Source organism: Advenella sp., assembly GCF_052108595.1.
GTDB lineage: Bacteria > Pseudomonadota > Gammaproteobacteria > Burkholderiales > Burkholderiaceae_B > Advenella.
Window position 1 is genome coordinate 1 of the sequence record NZ_JBQEAU010000042.1, and the last position, 18,518, is coordinate 18,518.

Here is an 18,518-nt window from a genome sequence, read left to right on the forward strand (position 1 = left end):
ATATCAAGGTCGAGGTGCTGGACAAGCTGGGCGCCTGGACGTACTTCCGGTTCAATCACTTGCATGCGCCATTCAATAACCGGCTGATCCGCCAGGCCGCGATGTACGCGGTCGGGCAGGAAAATGTCCTTAAGGCGCTGGTTGGCAACCCGCAATACTACAAACCGTGCGCGGCTGTTTTCGGATGTGGCAATCCATATGAAAATGACTATGGCAAAGAGATGGTTGTGCCGGCTAACATAGAGAAAGCGCAGGCGCTGCTCAAGCAGGCCAATTATGATGGTACGCCGGTTGTGATTTTGCAGCCGACTGATATTGCCATGCTGTCTGCGCAACCGGTCGTGATCGGCGATGCCTTGCGCAAGGCCGGTTTCAAGGTTGATATGAAGACCATGGATTGGCAGACGGTCGCCACTCAGCAAAGCAATCAGAAATCGCCCGCCGAAGGCGGATGGAATATTTTTTCCACATACAGCATTCTGGCGACCAGCGGTGATCCGTTTGGTAATACGACGATTGCTTCAAACGGAAAAAAAGCCTGGGCCGGCTGGCCGGATGTGCCGCAAATCGAATCGTTGCGACTTGAATTTGCACGAGCCAAAGATGATGCCGAGCGCAAGAAAATTACCGCCCAGCTGCAAAAGCTGGTGATCGACGAAGGCGTGGTTGCGCCACTGGGACAATTTCTCATCCCTGCCGCGTACAGTACCAAGCTGTCCGGTGTCTTGCAGTCGCCGGTAACCGTGTTCTGGAACCTGAAAAAATCGGATAAGTGAGTCAGCCATGATTACTTATATCGCCCGTCGGCTTCTGGCAACACTACCGGTCATCATGATGGTTGCTGTCGTCATCTTCGCCATTCTTCGTCTGACACCGGGAGATCCTGCTGCCATTATTGCCGGAGATGATGCAACTGCGGCTCAGCTTGAGCAAATCCGCCAGGCCATGGGGCTGGATCAACCAATTTATACGCAATTTATTGTCTGGGTCACTCGCCTGCTTCAGGGAGACCTTGGCGTCTCGCTGTTGTCTGGCACACCGGTGCTGCAGATGATTGCCGGGCGTATGGGGCCAACGCTGGCGCTGGCTGTGTCAACCATCGTGCTGACGGTAATCATTGCCATTCCGTTGGGCGTCATTGCCGCTTGGCGGCAAGGCAAACTGCTGGATCGCCTGATCATGAGCCTGTCTGTGCTGGGGTTTTCGATTCCCACCTTTGTGGTTGGCTATTTACTGATCTATTTTTTCGCCATACAGCTGGACTGGCTGCCGGTACAGGGTTACAAACCGCTGTCGGCAGGGCTGCTGCCTTTTGCGCAGCGATTGATTCTGCCCACCCTGGCGCTGAGCGCTATTTACGTGGCACTGATCGCCCGAATCACACGCAGCAGTATTATCGAAGTCATGGGCGAAGACTATATCCGCACCGCGCGCGCCAAGGGCCTGAAAGAAAAATCGGTCCTGATGCGGCACGCCTTGCGCAACGCTGCCGTACCCATTGTTACGGTCATCGGTATAGGTATTGCCTCCCTGATCAGCGGCGTTGTGGTTACCGAATCGGTCTTCAATCTGCCGGGCCTGGGGCGGCTGGTTGTAGAAGCGGTGCTCGCGCGTGACTATCCGGTTATCCAGGGACTGATACTGCTTTTTTCCATCGTGTATATCCTGATCAATCTGATTGTCGATCTGCTGTATACGGTTTTCGATCCAAGAATCCGTTATTGAAGGACTACCATGACTGTCCCACTCTCTTCAGAAACGCTGCCGGTTTCGGCCCCAGGGCAGCCAGTTGCGGAACATTATTCGACTTTGCCCGGCCAGCTGCGCGCGGCGCTTGGCAGTATTCCGGTCCTGATTGCATTTGTAATGTTCGTGCTTATCATTTTTGTGGCCGTATGCGCGCCCTTACTTGGCACCATAGACCCGGTGGCCATCAATCCGGCTGAAAGACTGGCCAAAGTGTCGTCCGCGCACTGGCTGGGAACCGATGCTTTCGGACGCGATACCTATTCACGCGCACTTTACGGTGCCCGGGTTTCCCTGATCGTCGGTATCGGCGCCACTGTGATGAGTCTGATCGCCGGTTTGTTCATCGGGGTGATTGCCGGTTATTTCAAATTTGCCGATGGCATCATCATGCGGGTGATGGACGGCATCATGGCCATTCCCGGCATCCTGCTGGCCATCGCCCTGGTGTCGCTCACCGGTGGTAGTCTGGCCACGGTCCTCGTCGCCATTACGATTCCCGAAATTCCGCGTGTGGTGCGACTGGTGCGTGGCGTGATTCTGTCGGTGCGTGCCGAGCCCTATGTAGAGGCAGCCGTTTCTCTGGGTACACGGGTGCGCACCATTCTGTGGCGCCATATGATTCCCAATACCGTGGCGCCGCTGATCGTGCAGGGCACCTATATTTTTGCTGCCGCCATTCTTACCGAGGCGACCTTAAGTTTCCTGGGCGCAGGGCTGCCGCCGGAGATTCCATCGTGGGGCAATATGATGTCCGAGGGGCGCATGTATTTTCGCTTGCTGCCGGGATTGATCCTATATCCCGGTATCCTGCTCGCACTGACATTGCTCTGCGTCAATATCCTGGGCGATGTATTGCGTGATGTGCTGGATCCAAGAATGGCAAAAAAATCATGAATCAAGACACTATCAAAAACACGGAAAATGCAGCGGAACCGGTGCTGCGGGTGCGCGATCTTTCGGTGCGTGTTGCAAGCGCAAGCACGGAAAAACGTGTGGTCAATAACGTCAGCTTTGATGTATTTGCGGGTGAAACGCTCTGTGTGGTGGGCGAGTCGGGATCAGGCAAATCGGTATCCTCCTATACCGTGATGGGCCTGCTGGGCCAGGACAGCCTGCAAGCGTGCAACGGTAGCATCCTGCTCGATGGAGAAGACGTACTGAAAGCCAGTGCGAAGCGTCTGCGCGAGCTGCGGGCCACCAGAATGTCGATGATTTTCCAGGAGCCAATGACTGCGCTCAATCCAGTGCAGAAGGTGGGGCGACAAATTGACGAGGTACTACGGATCCATAGCAATATGTCTGCAAAACAACGTCGCCAGGCGGTACTGCTTATGCTTGAATCGGTTCATATGCCCGATCCTGAACGTATCTACGACGCTTATCCGCACCAGTTGTCTGGCGGGCAGCGGCAGCGGGTCGTCATTTCAATGGCGCTGATTCTGCAGCCCAGGCTGCTGATTGCCGATGAACCGACCACGGCGCTGGATGTCACTACCCAGAAACAGATTTTGCTGCTGATCCGTGAACTTCAGATAAAAAACAATATGGCCGTGCTGTTTATCACGCACGATTTTGGCGTGGTTGCAGAAATTGCCGATCGGATTGTGGTGATGAACAAGGGCGAGATCATGGAAACAGGCACGCGTGACGCTATCCTGAGAAACCCCGCGAATGCGTACAGTCGCATGCTGGTATCTTCGGTACCCAGCCTGATGCCCAAGCAGCGTGAACAGAACAACGGAGAAAAGGTGCTGGATGTGTCGGGCCTGGTTAAAACCTATTCTGAAAAAAAGCTATGGGGAACCGGACGCCATATCACTGCTGCCAACAATATCAACCTGACCCTGAATCGTGGAGAAATTGTCGGGATTGTGGGCGAGTCCGGCTCCGGCAAATCAACCGTTGCACGCTGTATCGTCAGGCTGCTGCAACCGAGTTCGGGCCAGATCCATATCAAGGGCCGGGATATTGCGCAGCTCTCGGGCAGCCAGTTGCGGCCCATGCGCCAGCGTATCCAGATTGTCTTTCAGGATCCCTATCGCTCCCTGAACCCGCGTATTACGGTGGGCGACTCGATCATCGAGGGACTGCTCAATTTCGGCATGTCAAAAAATACCGCGATGGACAGGGCGGCCGAGTTGATGCAGCTTGTGGGCCTGACCAAAGATGCATTGCAGCGATATCCTCATCAATTTTCTGGCGGACAACGACAGCGTATCTGCATTGCCAGGGCGCTGGCGCTGGAGCCCGATATCCTGGTCGCCGACGAGGCGGTGTCTGCGCTCGATGTCTCGGTTCAGGCGCAGGTACTTGCATTGCTGGATGAAGTGCGCGAACGCACGGGCGTCGGCGTGCTGTTTATTACACATGACTTGCGGGTTGCTGCGCAGATTTGCGATTCCATCATCGTCATGCAACAGGGAAAAATTGTCGAATCGGGCAAGGCCCATACCGTCTTGACGACGCCAACGCAACCCTATACCCGATCGCTGATCGATGCCGCACCCGGCAGGCACTGGGATTTCCAGAATTTTCGTGCCGTGTCCGAAGCAGGGGATCAGGCACAATTGCCGGCGTGAGCGATGTCCATTCTCCCAAGACATCCAAAAATTTTAGAGGTCAGAAATGAACACACATTATGATGTTTTGATTGTAAATGGCGATGTGGTCGACGGCACTGGCAGCGCGCGTTTTACCGCCGACGTTGCCATCCTGGGCGAGCGCATCGCGCACATTGGCGATTTGTCGCAGGCGACGGCAGATAAAGTGATTGATGCCAGCGGCCTGATCGTTTGCCCGGGGTTCATCGATGCCCATACTCACGATGACAGACTGATGCTGTCAGATGGGGATATGGCGCCCAAGGTAAGCCAGGGAATCACAACCGTGATTGGCGGCAATTGCGGCATTTCTCTGGCGCCAATGCCTCGGAAAATTCCTGATCCGGTAACGCCGCCGCTGAATCTGCTGGATGAGCAAGGCGGCTGGTTCCGGTTTCGCAGTTTCGCGCAATACGTCAGCGAACTGAGCGCCCACCCGGCCGCCACCAATTGCGCCATGTTGGTCGGTCATTCGACCTTGCGCGTTGCAACGATGGGCGACGTTACCAGAGCGGCAACCGAAAGCGAAATATCAGCGATGCAGGAGCTGGTCGTCGAAGCCATGGAGGCCGGCGCCATTGGTGTGTCCACTGGGCTGGTCTATCCGCCCGCGGTGGCTGCGCCCACGCAGGAAGTGATTGACGTTTGCGCTCCATTGGCGCGCTATGGCGGCATTTATTGCACGCATATGCGCGATGAGGGGGATCGTGTCATCGAATCACTGGAAGAGTCGTTCCTGATCGGACGGCAGGTTGGCGTGCCCGTCGTTATTTCGCATCATAAAGTGGTTGGCGTTCAGAATCACGGTCGCTCGGCCGAAACGCTGGCGTATATCGCTGACCATATGACCAGGCAGCCTATTTGTCTTGATTGCTATCCATACGACGCCTCTTCTACTATCTTGTAGGCAAAGCTGGTGGCCAATTCGACACGGGTAACGGTGACCTGGTCAAAAGGTCTGACGGAGATGGCCGGGCAGGATTTGACGCAGATCGCAAGCAGATTGAATGTAAGCACCGAAGAGGCCATCGAGAAATTGTTGCCCGCCGGTGCGATTTACTATCGGATGGATGACGCCGACGTACAGCGCATCCTGCAGTTTGATGACACGATGATCGGCTCCGATGGCCTGCCTCATGATGAAAAACCCCATCCCCGACTATGGGGAAGCTTTCCACGGGTGCTCGGCCATTACAGCCGTGGCCTGGGGCTGTTTTCCCTGGAGAAGGCGCTGCATAAAATGACTGGATTGACTGCAGGCAAGTTCGGCCTGACCGACCGTGGCGTCATTCGGCAGGGCGCGTTTGCCGATGTCACACTGTTTGATGCGAAAACGGTGGCTGAGGCGTCAACCTTCGCCCACCCTGTGGCTGCTGCCATTGGCATCAGCACGGTCCTGGTCAACGGCAAGGTCGTGTGGGAGGATGGTCGACCGAGTGGACAACGCCCGGGCAGGGTGCTGCGTCGTGAAGGTCTGCCGGTTCAGGTGACGCAATAGCAAAGCCCTGTATCCGGTACCGGATACAGGGCGTGTATAGATCTATCTGGCGCACCGCGCTGCGGCCTGTATCGTATCCGCTTGGACTGGTACAGGCAGATCGGCGGCCAGGCCGGGATCAACGAGCCATTGCGCGGTCCAGCACGCTTTGCTCTTCCGACGTGAGGTTGGGCCCATCCAGGCTGACGCTGGCATCATCGTTTCGATATTTTCTGATGATCGGTTTGAGCTCTTCCTTGATATGTTTTTCACTGTAGCCATTGAACAGGTGGCCAAGCAGTCCGCGATCAAGATCGCTGGATTTCATGAACCAGTCAGCAATTGGGAAAGTCAGGTTCATGTTGTAATGCATCATCAGCCCCATATTATGATGGGCTGTGTGATGGCGCCGGATAGTATTGATAAAGGGCACATTTCTGACGAACCAGTTGTCATGGACGTGGCAGCAGTAATGGAAGGTCTCATAAACCAGATACTGCAGTACCATTGTCAGGAAAACAACATAACCGGCATTGGGATTGATAATGACCGACGCCAGATAGCCCAGGAACAGGCCACCGACGCCAAGCGTGAGCAAGACCCGCCATGGAAAAAAGACAATCCTGAATTCGCGGCTCGAATCTATCGTAATGTCATTGTCAGTGAAATACTGATGATGTTGCCGGGTATGTCTTTCGTAAATGGCACGCAGGGCAAAGACGTCGATACGCTTGTGCATTACGTAGGTATGCATTGCCCATTCGACGAAGTTGCCCGCCAGGAAAACGGGAATAATCAATAAATACTCCCAGGTAGCCGTTGTCAGTTGCGATAGGCAATAGATGACTGCGGCTATACCAACCGCATACATCACGCCGATGTGCACCAGGCCGTTATACAAGGGACTGATATCGCTTTGATATTGTTCGCGAAATTTTCGTTGCCTTTCGGTCATCATAATAATTACTCCTGAAATAAAATCTCAATTGCAAACAGTGAACGGTGCCTTAACCGGATATGTCTTCCAGTGCCCGGCCACGGGTCTCCACGCCCAGTACGATGACAACCACAGCAGCGATGACAAATGAGACTGCACCTAGCGTAAACACGCCAGTCTGTCCTGCCACAGGCAGAAGAATGCCGACGGCAAAGGGACCCACAAAAGAGCCCAGCCGACCAATGGCTGAAGCAAAGCCGGCGCCGGTGGCACGGATGCGGGTCGGATACAACTCAGGGGTATAGGCGTACAGAATGGACCACATGCCAAAAAGACAGAACTGCATGAACATGCCGGACATCATCAGATAGTGAAGTTCACCCTTGACGCTTGCCACGTGCCCGTAGATGTATACCGAAACGGCACTGCCCAGCAGCAACAGAACACACGTAGGCTTGCGGCCGATTTTTTCGATAATCCAGGAAGCGAAGATAAAGCCGGGAATGCCTGCCAGTGAAATAGTGACGGTGTATTGCACGGATTTGGTCACTTCGTAACCGGCCTGCTGCAGCAATGCGCCAAGCCAGCTGGTCAGGCCGTAATAGCCCATCAGTGCAAAGAACCACAGGATCCACAGCATCAGGGTGCGGCGTCCGTAGTCGCCCTTCCACAACTCAGAGAAGCTGTTGCCCGAAGCAGGCTGCGCGGCAGCGGCCGGCAGTGAGACAACGGGAGGCAACTCCTTGTTGTTAAGCGTTTTGCGCACATGATTTTCCATGATGGTCATGACGCTGTCGGCTTTTTCGCTTTGCCCGGAGTCAGACAGCCAGCGTGGCGATTCAGGAACGTGACGGCGGATATAGAAAACGAACACAGCAGGGACTGCCAGCACAAAGAAAATACCGCGCCAGCCGATGGGCTCCAGCAATAGATAGCTCAGCAGACCGGAACAGATGAAGCCGATAGGCCAGAAACCTTCCAGGATGGCCAGATACCTGCCGCGGCGGTTGGAGGGGACAATTTCCGATACGATCGACAGACCGACCGGAAATTCCATGCCCATGCCGAAACCCAGAACGATGCGACTGGCAATCAGCATGTTGACATCGGTCGATAGACCGCAGAACAGACTGCCGAGGCCCCAGAACACCATACTGACCTGGAAGACGGGTTTGCGGCCAAACCGGTCGGCCAAGATGCCGGCAACAGCGGCGCCGATCAGCATGCCAAGAAAACTGGCGCTGGCCACAATCCCGGTCTGGGCAATGCTCAGACCGAACTCGGCTTTGATCGACCCCAGTATAAAAGTCATGACGCCCAGGTCCATCGAATCAAAGAACCAAGCGGTCGCAATAATACAGAATAGCTTGGTTTGATAGCTTGTCATTGGGAGCCGTTCCATACGGCCTGAAATATCCGATGGCGTAATAGGTATAGATGCCATTGCCTGTCTCCTTGTCAATATATTTTTATTGAATTTAACTGATATACCACTGAAATGCAATAGAAATATATCATGAATGTGATATGGCGATAGGCGTGATCATTGCGGCAGGGGCCTGGGCACAGGGCGTGCCGGCGCTGGTTCAGGCATTGAATGCATAATCCGGTTCGCGCCGGTTCATCTGAAAAAATCAAGCGGATCGATCACAGTCGCAATGAAGGTGGGCATGCGTATTTGCAAGACGCCGGAGGTCCCGCGCAGGCAGGCTCGGCTGTCGGAGCGGCCCGATTGGTATGAACAGGAGCGCTGGCTGCCCCTGTTCAGCCGATATGTGATGCGCCACTGTGTGTGGATTTTTTGAAAGGGCAGGGCAACGCGCAGCAGCACCCAGGCGGGTGCGTGTGCAAGTTATTCGGAGGCCTAAGCCACTTGGCTGTCCTGCTCTAGCTGCAGAACAGGGACCGGTGCGTCGGTAAAGTCGCCAGCCCATGCATTTGCAATAATGCGCAGATATGACGCAGACGTATCCGGGACGGGGAAAGCGTTGCGCAGACGGGTCACGCTCATTGCATCTGCGTACAGACGCGGCAGATCGACTTCTTTGATGCCAAAATCTTTCAGGTTATTGGGAATGCCCAGCTCGCTGACCAGCGTCTGAAGTGTTTGCACCAGTTGCAAAACCGTGTCCTGTTCCTGCTTGTTTCCCTGTCCAGTTACGCCAAATATGGCGGCAATTTCTTTGAGTTCCTGCATGCGTCTGTCGCGCAACTCATACAAAACATAGGGAAGAATGACTGCGTTGGTGCGGCCGTGCGTTTCATGGGTCAATCCGGCAATACTGTACGCGATGCCATGAACCGCGTTCAATCCTGCGCTGCCATAAGACAGGCCGGCAAACACGCTGGCGTAACTCATGCCGATGCGCGCCTGCGAGTCGGCGCCGTTCAGGTAAGCCTGTCGCAGGTGCCGGGCGCAAAGCGTAATGGATTCGCGAGCGAACATCTTGCTCAAGTGGGTGCGACCACTGTAGCCTGGATCCGGATTGTTGTTGCGCTCAAACTGGTTCGAATCCATGGTGACATAGGACTCGATGGCGTGGATCAGCGCGTCGATGCCCGAGTCGGCAGTCACGCGAGGCGGACAGGTATAGGTGAACTGTGGATCGATAAGAGCAATGAATGGCCGTAAGCGATTATCCATCAAGGCAATCTTTGTCGCGTTGTCGGGGTCGATCAGAATGGCGCCTGGGGTGACTTCCGAGGCCGTGCCCGACGTTGTGGGCATGGCGATAAAGGGCAGTGGTTCGTCGTTGCCAATGCCATCTTTATAGTGCGTGACCGGTTTTTTGCTGCGTAATGTCAGTGTCAGCGCTTTGGCCAGATCCATATTGCTGCCGCCGCCCAGCGCGATGACATGATCAGGCGTCTGGCCCTGTGTCTGGGCAAGGATGTGCTGCGTCGCCTGATCACACAGTGTCGTGGATGGGTCCGGTTCGCCGTCGCTGTAGACGTAAGTGCTGATCCCGCATTTGCTGGCAGCTTGCACATATTCGTTGACCCACGGCGTCTGTTCCGCGAAATAGCGATCGGTAACCAGTATGCCGTTGTGGTAGCCCAGTTTGGCCAGCAGGGCAGGCAGCTCATGTCTGGCCCCTTCCCTGATGATAAGGCGAGAGGGGGCGCAGAAAAACAGATGGTCGTCAAAATTCATGCATTACTCCAGATTGAGAAAGTCGGTAAATCCGGCTGAGACGGCGGCGGTGTTCTCAGTCAGAATAGAATGGCCCGCATTTTCTATCGTGAGAAAAGTTGGGTTCGCAAGCAGGTCGCGAAACTGAGCAACTAGCGGCAAGGGTGAATCTTCATCCCGGGTGCCGCTCATAATCAGGCAGGGGACGTCCACCAACTTGCACTGTTCGCGCAGTGAGCGCCTGGCAATGGATTGCCAGGTCCACATGACTGCATGGTGCCCGGCCGCGTCCTGCAGTTTCAGGCGTTGTTCGCGTTCGCTGATCTCGTCAAGTAAACTTGCTTGTGTCGTTTGCGTAAACCAGGAGACCTGGCTGATATCCGGTACCCCGGACAGCAAAATCAGTTTATCGGGTCGTTTTGCCTGTGCACGGCCGGCAAAGGCGAGGGCAACACTAACGCCCATGCTCCAGCCGGCAAGGCAATAAGACTGGTCATCATTGATATACTTGTGTACGGTGTCTTCAATCACACTTGTAAACGACTCCAGGGTCATGTCCCGTTCAGAGCAGTCTTTCTGAGCGCCTCGTCCCGGCAGGTTCGGCAAAATGAATGTGCAGTGGTTAGCCAGTTGGGCTGCCAGCGGCAGCCAGACGCGGTTAGTCCCCTGTATGCCGTGTATAGCGATGATTTTGATGGGGCCCGCGCCGTGAATCAATGTATCCATAGTGTTGTTATTGATGAATGACCAGAAAAAGCAAGTCGATTAAAATGATGTGAGCAACAAATATATTAGTTGTATAATACTCACGTGTGTGATTTTTCACAATAGCCGGAAGAAAAACGATTTTTTTCCGGTCAACCTTTTCGTGACATCATGGCCTCAAATAACGCATCGAATCTACAGAATAATCAAGACCTTGTTGCGGAACTCGTTTCGCTTCAACCCAAAGTCAAACTGACCGATATTGCCTATCAAAAGCTTGAGCAGGCCATTACCATGCTGGTACTGGAGCCGGGCTGTTCTGTTTCGGAACAGCAACTGTGCGAGTTGACCGAAATTGGTCGCACACCGGTACGGGAAGCGGTGCAGCGACTGGCCCGCGAGCATCTGATTATCGTTTTGCCTCAGCGCGGCTTGTTTATTCCCGAGATCAATATTCGCAAACAGTTGAAACTGCTCGAGGCGCGCCGGGAAGTTGAGCGACTGGTCTGCCGGATGTCGGCAAAGCGCTGCACGGACCAGGAACGACTTGCCTTTGTGCAATTGCACGAGCAATTTAAGGAGTCGGCCAGGCTGTCCGATGTAGACCAGTTCCTGAAAGCGGACAGAATGCTCAATGAATTGACATTGAAGGCAGCCCGCAATGAATTTGCAGAAGGGGCCATGCGCCTGATGCATGGGTTGTCCCGTCGATTTTGGTATTTTTATTTCAAGAAATCGAATGACCTGGAAACCATGGCGCTGTTGCACGCCGATGTTGCCCAAGCCATCGGCCAGCAGGACGCGGATAAAGCGGCTCAGGCATCAGACAAACTGCTGGACTACATCGAGTTTTATACCAAGGAAAGCGTATCCGATTTTATGTAGCAGGCGTGCCGTTGGGCAGCGACGGCCTGCATGGGAATGCCTGCCAAATACAAATCGAGCGCGTGCGGCGGGCACCGTGACAGCGTGATGTGATCACGTAATCAGGGTGTCGATTCGATGCGCCCGTTTTTCTGGCTTTGGCATGTTTCCCAATGAAGCATCGCGGTGTGACGCGCCAGGCCAGTGCAGTGCCATCAATTATTCAATTTTTCCCATTTTCTGTACCGTTGCTGCAATGCCTTGTGCATCCTGTTTCCAGTATTGGGCAAAGGCGTCAGCAGGCAGATAGTCCAGTGGACTGCCTGTGTTGCCGATGGTTTTGGCAAAAGCAGGATCGGCAGCGATTTTATCCAAACTGGTTTTCAATGTCTCTGTGACCTCGGCTGGTGCATCGGTGGGTACAAAAACCCCAGACCACTGGATAAAGGTGGCGTCGTGCCCAAGCGACTTCAGGCTGGGTACATCTGGCATGGAAGCAATTGACTTGTCTCCCCAGTGTGCCAGCGCCCGTACTTTTCCCGCCTTGATCTGCTGGATGACGCTGGCCGGTCCGGTTGCCAGCGCCTGCACGTGGTTGCCCAGCAACCCTGCTACCGCCGGGCCAGCCCCTGTATAGGGAATGTGTGAAAGACTGATCCCGGCAGCCTGCGACAGAATTTCCATTGGAACGTGCATGGTTCCATACAAGCCGGAACTTCCATAAGTGATACCTTTCGGATTTTCCCTGGCCGCTTCAATAAAATCCTTCGCGCTCTTCCATGGCGCGTCAGCCCTGACCACAAGTACGGTTGGATCTGCAGTAATTCTTGCAATCGGCTTGAACTGATCAAGCCCATAGGCAGGCGTTCGGCCAAGAATTTTATCTGCTTCGGGCAGAATTGAAATGGACGACAGGCTCAAAAGAACGGTATAGCCATCCGGCTTTGCGTGGGCTGCCGCCCCGATGCCGATCGCGCCGCCCGCACCCGCCTTGTTTTCGATGACAACAGATTTTCCCAGTGCTTTGGACATGGCATCTGCAACCGGGCGGGCGACAGTATCGGCAACGCCACCAGGCGGAAATGGCACAATCATGGTAACGGGCCTTTCCGGGTACTGGGCCAGGGCCTGGGATGCGGTTGCAAGCGATAGCGCAAGCAACAGGGGTATCAGCTTACGGGTTGTCGTATTACTGGGTGACAATGCATTTTTATGTTTCGGTGCCATGGTGGTGTCTCCTGCCGTGACCAATTGCGATTGTGAATAGTGCTTTTTTATCGGGTTCTGCGCTGCATGTTCTTGTCTGCTGAAACGGCCAGTTGTTATATGTTCAGACTGTACCGTTTTTTCTGGCTTCAATGAAATGTTCAGCCAAAGGGGTTGCTCAGTTCACCGATACCGTCTATCTGTATTCTTACGACGTCTGCGCTGCGCAGATACTGAGGCGGTGTCATACCCATGCCAACACCGGCAGGCGTGCCAGTTGCGATAATATCGCCGGGATAAAGCGTGATGCCGCGCGAGCAGGTTTCGATGAGCGTGGGCAAATCGAATATCAGATCTGTGGTGAAGGCGTCCTGGCGCAATTGCTCGTTCACCCAGCACCGTACACGCGTATTGGTTGCATCCAGTTCATCGGCGGTGACAATCCATGGTCCCATAGGACAGAAGGTATCGAACGATTTTCCCAGATCCCATTGCTGGTGACGCATTTGTATATCACGTGCCGTCACGTCGTTCACAATGGTGTAGCCAAATACGTGAGCCAGGGCGTTTTCGCGGGAAATATTTTTACCTTCCTTGCCGATAATGATTGCCAGTTCGGCTTCATAATCAATCTGGGTGGAAATAGTTCCCGGCAGCACGACCGTCTGGTCGGGTCCGATAACGCATTCGGGAACTTTGGTAAATACAATGGGCCATGAATCCGCTTTTTTATTACTGTCCCTGAATACGGTGTCGGAAAGTTCCCGGGCATGCGCGTGATAATTGCGACCCACACAGAAAAGATTGCGGCGGGGTCGGGGTATTGGGGCAAGGACGGTGGCCTTGGCCAAGTCCAGCCCTGGTGATGCCGGAGTCAGGCGATCTCGCAGTACCGTATATTGCGATACCAATTGGTTCATATCTCCGTTAAAATCGGCAATGAGATCTGATATGGGCCAAAATTGGTTCTTATCCGTATCCACCAGGCATGGAGAGCTATTGTCTAGATATTTCAACGTGGCAAATTTCATTTTTTCCAATTAATTGGTCAGATAAAATGCTAATCTATCACAATAAAAATACCAAAGTGGGCTTGTATTGGTCTTTTTTATTGCCCTGTTCCTGACGCATGGCTAATACTTATTCGACGGATTCAATGACAGACAGAATTAATATCAGTGGCCAGATTCGGCTGCTTGGCGGCAAAAAACTGGCGGACTACCTCGCCGGACAAATCGTCGACGGCAAACTGAAACCAGGCATGAAACTGCCGCCGGAGCGTGAACTCAGTGAGCATTTTAATATTTCCCGTGGCGCGGTAAGGCGTGTGCTGGCGCTTTTTCGTCAGCAGGAATTGATCAGCCAAAGTATAGGCAGCGGCACCTTCGTGACCGAGCGCGCGGCGTTGCTGGCCAATCCTGATCCGCAAGATCAGGTGTCAGCGATCAGCACCAGTCCTGCAGAACTCATGGTTGCCCGTCAGTTGATCGAACCGCTGATGCCCGGCCTGATTGTCCAGAATGCCACTGTGGTGGATTTTCAGCGCATGGCCGAATGCATTGAGCGCTCAGAGGCGGCCCTGACAATTGAGGAGTTTGAACATTGGGATGAACAGTTGCATAAGGCGCTAGCGCATGCCACCCATAATTCTTTTTTTGTACAGGTTTTGAATCTGACAAACCAGGTACGCGCGCAGGGCGAATGGGGGCGGCTCAAACGCAACTCTCTCACCCCCGAAAATCGCAACTGCTATGAGGTTCAACATCGGGAAATTGTAGCAGCGCTTACTGATCGGGATGCGGAGCTCGCCAGGAAACGGTTGCTTGAGCATTTGCAACAGATAGAGATGAATCTGTTTGGCATAAACAATTGATATCGCCAGGATGGAGGTAAATGTATTTACTGCAAGCAGCACGCATGGCCGTTGTTTTAGCAAGGCCTGCCTTCATGAGCCGCTCGCTCGTCAATTGCGCCCCTCTGTATACTCCCACATCCCGTCCATCAGCATCCGCACGGCATAGTCGGCAAAACTTCGCCGCACTATTACTTCCCAGCAATCATCAGTCCTGTCATTGGGGCGGCGCAGCAGCACGGAGGTCTTGTAATAATGGCTTTGCGCACATTGCTCTGTGCCAAATACGCGAGGGTGCAGGTCCAGCGGGCAGCCTTTGGCCAAAACGCAGCGGGCTTTCGGGCCGCTCAGTTGCAATACGCTGTAGGCGCTGCTCTGGTCTGTCACGGCGCAGAAAATACCTTGCAAAGCCACGTTCAGACGCGTTGGCAGATCGCCAGCTTGTGGCCCTTTTGCCCGGATCATCCATTCGTCAGGCGAGAGCCACATGACGCAATAGTGGTCACTTTCAGCTGTGGTATTGGGTTCGGTCGGCAAGATGATGCCGATTGTATTCTGCAAGGCAGCGGTAAAATCAGTATTTTCAGGATCGCCACGCAGATTAACCAATTTTACGAACGGCACTTCAATCAGTGCCACGCGCTCGGGTGATCCGTGTTCAAAAGCACTGGCGCCACCAGTCAGGCCTGCCAGTGGGGTTTGTTGCCTGGATTCATTCAACATGCTGGCGTGCTCCTTGGGCATCATAGAAAACCGGGCTGCAGATGTGCGCCCGGGCAAACGTGCCGTCGGGCAACGCAACAGTGACCTTCTGGTGCATGCGTGACAGGCCGTTCCTGATCATGGCAAGTGCAATCGGCTGTTTCAGGGTGGGGCTCAGATAGCTTGATGTCACGTGTCCCTGCAGCGGCACTACGCCCGGCCCAGCGGCTTCATTGAGAATGGCCGCGCCTTCAGGCAATACCGTTTGCTTGTCGTCCGAGAGCAGCCCGACAAATTGCTTGCGATTGGGGCCGGCGGTGTCGCTGCGCGACAGCGAGCGCTTGCCCAGAAAGTCTTTGGACTGGGCCAGCATACCGTCCATGCCCAGGTCAATGGGGGTGGCCGATCCATCGGTGTCCTGCCCGACAATAATGAAGCCCTTTTCAGCCCGCAGAACATGCATGGCCTCGGTGCCATATGGCGTAATGCCAAACGGCTCCCCGGCACGCATCAGCGTTTCCCAGATATGATGACCGTAATTGGCGGGCATATAGACTTCATAGGACAGCTCACCCGAGAAGCTGACACGCAGGATACGTACCGTCACACCATCGATACCGCCGTGCCTGAAACTCATGAACGGAAAGGCCTGGTTGTCAAAGTCAATGTCATGACATACTTGCTGCAGAACCTTGCGGGCACAAGGGCCAGCAACCGTCGCCGTCGCATATTGGTCGGTCAGCGATGTGAGATAGACTTTCAGTTCAGGCCATTCGGTTTGCAGCCATCGCTCCATCCAGTTCATTACTTTGGCGGCGCCACTGGTGGTTGTCGAAATCAGGAAATGCTGGTCCGCCAGCCGCAGATTGACGCCATCGTCCAGGATCATGCCGTTTTCATCGAGCATCAGACCATAGCGGCAACGCCCGGGCTCCAGTTTGGTCCAGGAATTGGTGTAGATGCGATTCAAAAATGTCGCGGCGTCGGGGCCACGCACATCGATTTTGCCGAGTGTGCTGTAATCGAGTATCCCGACGCTGTTTCGCACGGCCAGGCATTCTCGTGCAACCGCCGCATCCATGGTTTCGTTGTCCCGGGGATAGTAACGCGCACGCTTCCAGTTTCCCACATCTTCAAAAACGGCGCCGTGCGCAACATGCCATTGGTGCAGGCAGCTCTTGCGGATCGGGTCAAAATAGTCGCCCAGCTCTCGTCCGGCAATGGCACCGAAAGTGACGGGGGTGTAGTTGGGGCGGAACGTGGTCGTGCCCGTTTCCGGTATGGTCTGGCCCAGCGCTTCGGCCAGTACGGCCATGCCGTTGATGTTTCCCAGTTTGCCCTGGTCGGTGCCGAAACCCATGGCGGTATAACGCTTGACATGTTCGACGCTGCGATAACCTTCGCGCACGGCCAGGTAAATGTCGGACACAGTCACGTCATTTTGCAAATCAATAAACTGCTTGGGGCCGCGCGCTATATCCCGACCCGTGGCCGTTGACCACAGGGGTTCAATGTGGCCCGCGTGCACAGGTTCTGCCTGCCACGAGATATCGTGATCGGACTGCCAACCCAGGGTGGCAGCCGCCTGACGACCGGCCTGTACGCCGCTATCGAGGGCGCCGGCCAGGTCAAATTGACCGTTGCAAGCGCCGATCGTTGTCTGCCTGGACACCTGGCCGTCCGGTACGAAGCAGGCGTCAAGATCGCGCCAGCGGGGCTTGCCACCAGACTGGGCATACAGATGCACAACCGGGTTCCATCCGCCGGACACGGCAAGCAGATCGCAAGGCAGTGTGTGTGTTGTTGCATCACTGCCGGCCCGATTGCCCCGCTTGCGCACGGCCACGCTGTCGATATGACGTTTGCCATTGGCATGGCTGATGACTGCCTGCCACAGGATCTGTATGCCTTTTTCTGCAAGCCGTGGAGGCACGGTTGCTTCATCGGCTGCGCGAGCGTCAACCACAACAACCTGGGCGCCGCTGCGGTGCAGGTCCAGCGCAGTCTGATATGCGCTGTCATTGTTGGTAAATACCACGGCGCGTCGGCCGGGCAGCACGCCAAAGCGGTAGATATAGGTGCTGATCGCCGAAGCCAGTAAAATGCCCGGCAGGTCATTGTTGCCGAATGCGATCGGGCGTTCATGGGCGCCGGTGGCCAGAATCACATGCGCTGCGCGGATTTTCCACAGGCGTTCGCGCACGCCCTTGCGCTGTTGCAGCGGCAGATGATCGGTCAGCCGCTCGCACACCGTAACCAGGTTGTGGTCCTGATAACCGAAGGCAGTCGCGCGCGACAATAGCTGGACCTCAGGCATACTGGCTAGTTCGCCAGTGATCTGTGCGAGCCACTGTCTGGCGGGTGTGCCGTTGACAGAGGTACACGTGTGCAGCAGGCTGCCGCCCGGTTCCGATTGGTTATCAACCAGAATGACCCGTGCGCCCGTACTTGCGGCACTGTGCGCGGCAGCAAGCCCGGCTGGCCCTGCGCCCACGATCAGTACATCACAATGGGCATAGGTTTTCTCGTAGCGATCGGGATCGTGTTCTCTGGGAACGTTGCCCAGGCCAGCAGCATTGCGGATGTGTTCTTCATATTTTCCCCACCAGCGTCGTGGCCACATAAAGGTTTTATAGTAAAACCCTGCCGGGATAAAGCGCGACAGATATTGCATGAACGCAAACCGATCGTGTTCAATGTCGGGCCGGGCATTGACGCTGGCCGCAGTCAGTCCTTCGTAGAGTTCGACTTCGGTAGCACGCGCATTGGGAACGGTATATGGGCCGTTCTCCAGCTGGACGATGGCATTGGGTTCCTCGACGCCGGCGGTCATGATGCCTCGGGGGCGATGATACTTGAAACTGCGAGCGACAAAGTGTATGCCATTTGCAAGCAGGGCAGAGGCCAGCGTGTCGCCCTGGTAACCCAGATACCATTTGCCGTTAAATTGGAACCGCAGCGGTTTGTTTCTGTCAATACGGCCGCCATCGGCCAGGCGATGTGACTGCGTCATGTCTGCTCCTTGCCCGGCGCGCCGATTTTTTCCACCGACTTGAATTGATAATGACGGGTGTCGCGTTCGGCAATAAACCAGCGTCGACAGCCATGGGTATGCACCCATTGCTCGCGGTGGATGCCTAAAGGATTATTGCGCATGAACAGGTAGTCGCCCCATTGTTCATCGGACAGGTGTTCGGGGTTGGCGGGGCGTTCAATACCGGCCTGGCCGCCGAAATTGAACTCGGTTTCGGCGCGCTCACCGCACCATGGGCATCGTATGACAAGCATGATTG

Annotated in this window: 15 protein-coding genes and 1 pseudogene; 7 read left to right on the forward strand and 9 right to left on the reverse strand. The window is 54.9% G+C overall.

Translation table 11 applies throughout. The features are described from left to right. From ACTIKR_RS09495 to ACTIKR_RS09515, 5 genes and pseudogenes are all read left to right on the forward strand, one after another. The coding region (locus tag ACTIKR_RS09495; protein WP_442327715.1) for an ABC transporter substrate-binding protein at positions 1-776 on the forward strand (776 nt) is incomplete at its 5' end. Positions 777-783: 7 nt separating this feature from the next. Then, positions 784-1,725 (forward strand): ABC transporter permease, encoded by a 942-nt coding sequence (locus ACTIKR_RS09500; protein WP_442327716.1) that lies wholly within the window; start codon positions 784-786, stop codon positions 1,723-1,725. Positions 1,726-1,734: 9 nt separating this feature from the next. Next, the gene (locus ACTIKR_RS09505) at positions 1,735-2,643 is read left to right on the forward strand and encodes an ABC transporter permease (protein ID WP_442327717.1); all 909 of its coding nucleotides are present in this window, start codon (positions 1,735-1,737) and stop codon (positions 2,641-2,643) included. Continuing rightward, a complete protein-coding gene (locus ACTIKR_RS09510; protein ID WP_193089745.1) occupies positions 2,640-4,328 on the forward strand; it encodes an ABC transporter ATP-binding protein in 1,689 nt (562 codons plus the stop codon). The genes ACTIKR_RS09505 and ACTIKR_RS09510 overlap by 4 nt, the downstream gene beginning before the upstream one ends. A 46-nt stretch (positions 4,329-4,374) precedes the next feature. After that, positions 4,375-5,847, forward strand: a pseudogene (locus tag ACTIKR_RS09515) (N-acyl-D-amino-acid deacylase family protein). A gap of 118 nt (positions 5,848-5,965) precedes the next feature. On the opposite strand, the gene ACTIKR_RS09520 reads toward ACTIKR_RS09515, so the two are convergent. The 4 genes from ACTIKR_RS09520 to ACTIKR_RS09535 form a co-directional block, all read right to left on the reverse strand. Next, on the reverse strand, positions 5,966-6,784 hold the full coding sequence (locus ACTIKR_RS09520) for a fatty acid hydroxylase family protein (RefSeq protein ID WP_193089743.1): 819 nt from the start codon (positions 6,782-6,784) through the stop codon (positions 5,966-5,968). A gap of 49 nt (positions 6,785-6,833) precedes the next feature. Continuing rightward, positions 6,834-8,207, reverse strand: a complete 1,374-nt coding sequence (locus tag ACTIKR_RS09525; RefSeq protein ID WP_193089742.1) for an MFS transporter — start codon at positions 8,205-8,207, stop codon at positions 6,834-6,836. A gap of 420 nt (positions 8,208-8,627) precedes the next feature. Further along, entirely contained in the window at positions 8,628-9,917 is a 1,290-nt protein-coding gene (locus ACTIKR_RS09530) for an iron-containing alcohol dehydrogenase (RefSeq protein ID WP_193089741.1), read from the reverse strand. Between the two features lie 3 nt (positions 9,918-9,920). Next, the gene (locus ACTIKR_RS09535) at positions 9,921-10,622 is read right to left on the reverse strand and encodes an alpha/beta fold hydrolase (RefSeq protein ID WP_442327718.1); all 702 of its coding nucleotides are present in this window, start codon (positions 10,620-10,622) and stop codon (positions 9,921-9,923) included. Positions 10,623-10,772: 150 nt separating this feature from the next. On the opposite strand from ACTIKR_RS09535, the gene ACTIKR_RS09540 reads away from it, so the two are divergent. After that, positions 10,773-11,486: a GntR family transcriptional regulator gene (locus tag ACTIKR_RS09540; protein WP_193089739.1), complete on the forward strand. Its 714-nt coding sequence runs from the start codon at positions 10,773-10,775 to the stop codon at positions 11,484-11,486. A gap of 198 nt (positions 11,487-11,684) precedes the next feature. On the opposite strand, the gene ACTIKR_RS09545 is transcribed toward ACTIKR_RS09540, so the two are convergent. Beyond that, a complete protein-coding gene (locus ACTIKR_RS09545) occupies positions 11,685-12,692 on the reverse strand; it encodes a tripartite tricarboxylate transporter substrate binding protein (protein WP_193089738.1) in 1,008 nt (335 codons plus the stop codon). Between the two features lie 140 nt (positions 12,693-12,832). Beyond that, complete coding sequence (locus ACTIKR_RS09550; RefSeq protein ID WP_442327719.1) at positions 12,833-13,702, reverse strand: fumarylacetoacetate hydrolase family protein; 870 nt, start codon at positions 13,700-13,702, stop codon at positions 12,833-12,835. A 125-nt stretch (positions 13,703-13,827) separates the two neighbouring features. Here ACTIKR_RS09550 and ACTIKR_RS09555 point away from each other — a divergent pair, with 125 nt between their 5' ends. Beyond that, a complete protein-coding gene (locus ACTIKR_RS09555) occupies positions 13,828-14,544 on the forward strand; it encodes a FadR/GntR family transcriptional regulator (RefSeq protein ID WP_442327720.1) in 717 nt (238 codons plus the stop codon). A gap of 90 nt (positions 14,545-14,634) precedes the next feature. Here ACTIKR_RS09555 and ACTIKR_RS09560 read toward each other — a convergent pair whose 3' ends face one another. The 3 genes from ACTIKR_RS09560 to ACTIKR_RS09570 are packed head-to-tail and all read right to left on the reverse strand — an operon-like array spanning position 14,635 to position 18,513. After that, a complete protein-coding gene (locus tag ACTIKR_RS09560; protein ID WP_442327721.1) occupies positions 14,635-15,246 on the reverse strand; it encodes a sarcosine oxidase subunit gamma in 612 nt (203 codons plus the stop codon). Next, a complete protein-coding gene (locus ACTIKR_RS09565) occupies positions 15,236-18,238 on the reverse strand; it encodes a sarcosine oxidase subunit alpha family protein (protein WP_442327722.1) in 3,003 nt (1,000 codons plus the stop codon). Before ACTIKR_RS09565 ends, ACTIKR_RS09560 begins: the two co-directional genes overlap by 11 nt. Further along, positions 18,235-18,513: a sarcosine oxidase subunit delta gene (locus tag ACTIKR_RS09570; protein ID WP_193089733.1), complete on the reverse strand. Its 279-nt coding sequence runs from the start codon at positions 18,511-18,513 to the stop codon at positions 18,235-18,237. Before ACTIKR_RS09570 ends, ACTIKR_RS09565 begins: the two co-directional genes overlap by 4 nt. Positions 18,514-18,518: the final 5 nt, after the last annotated feature.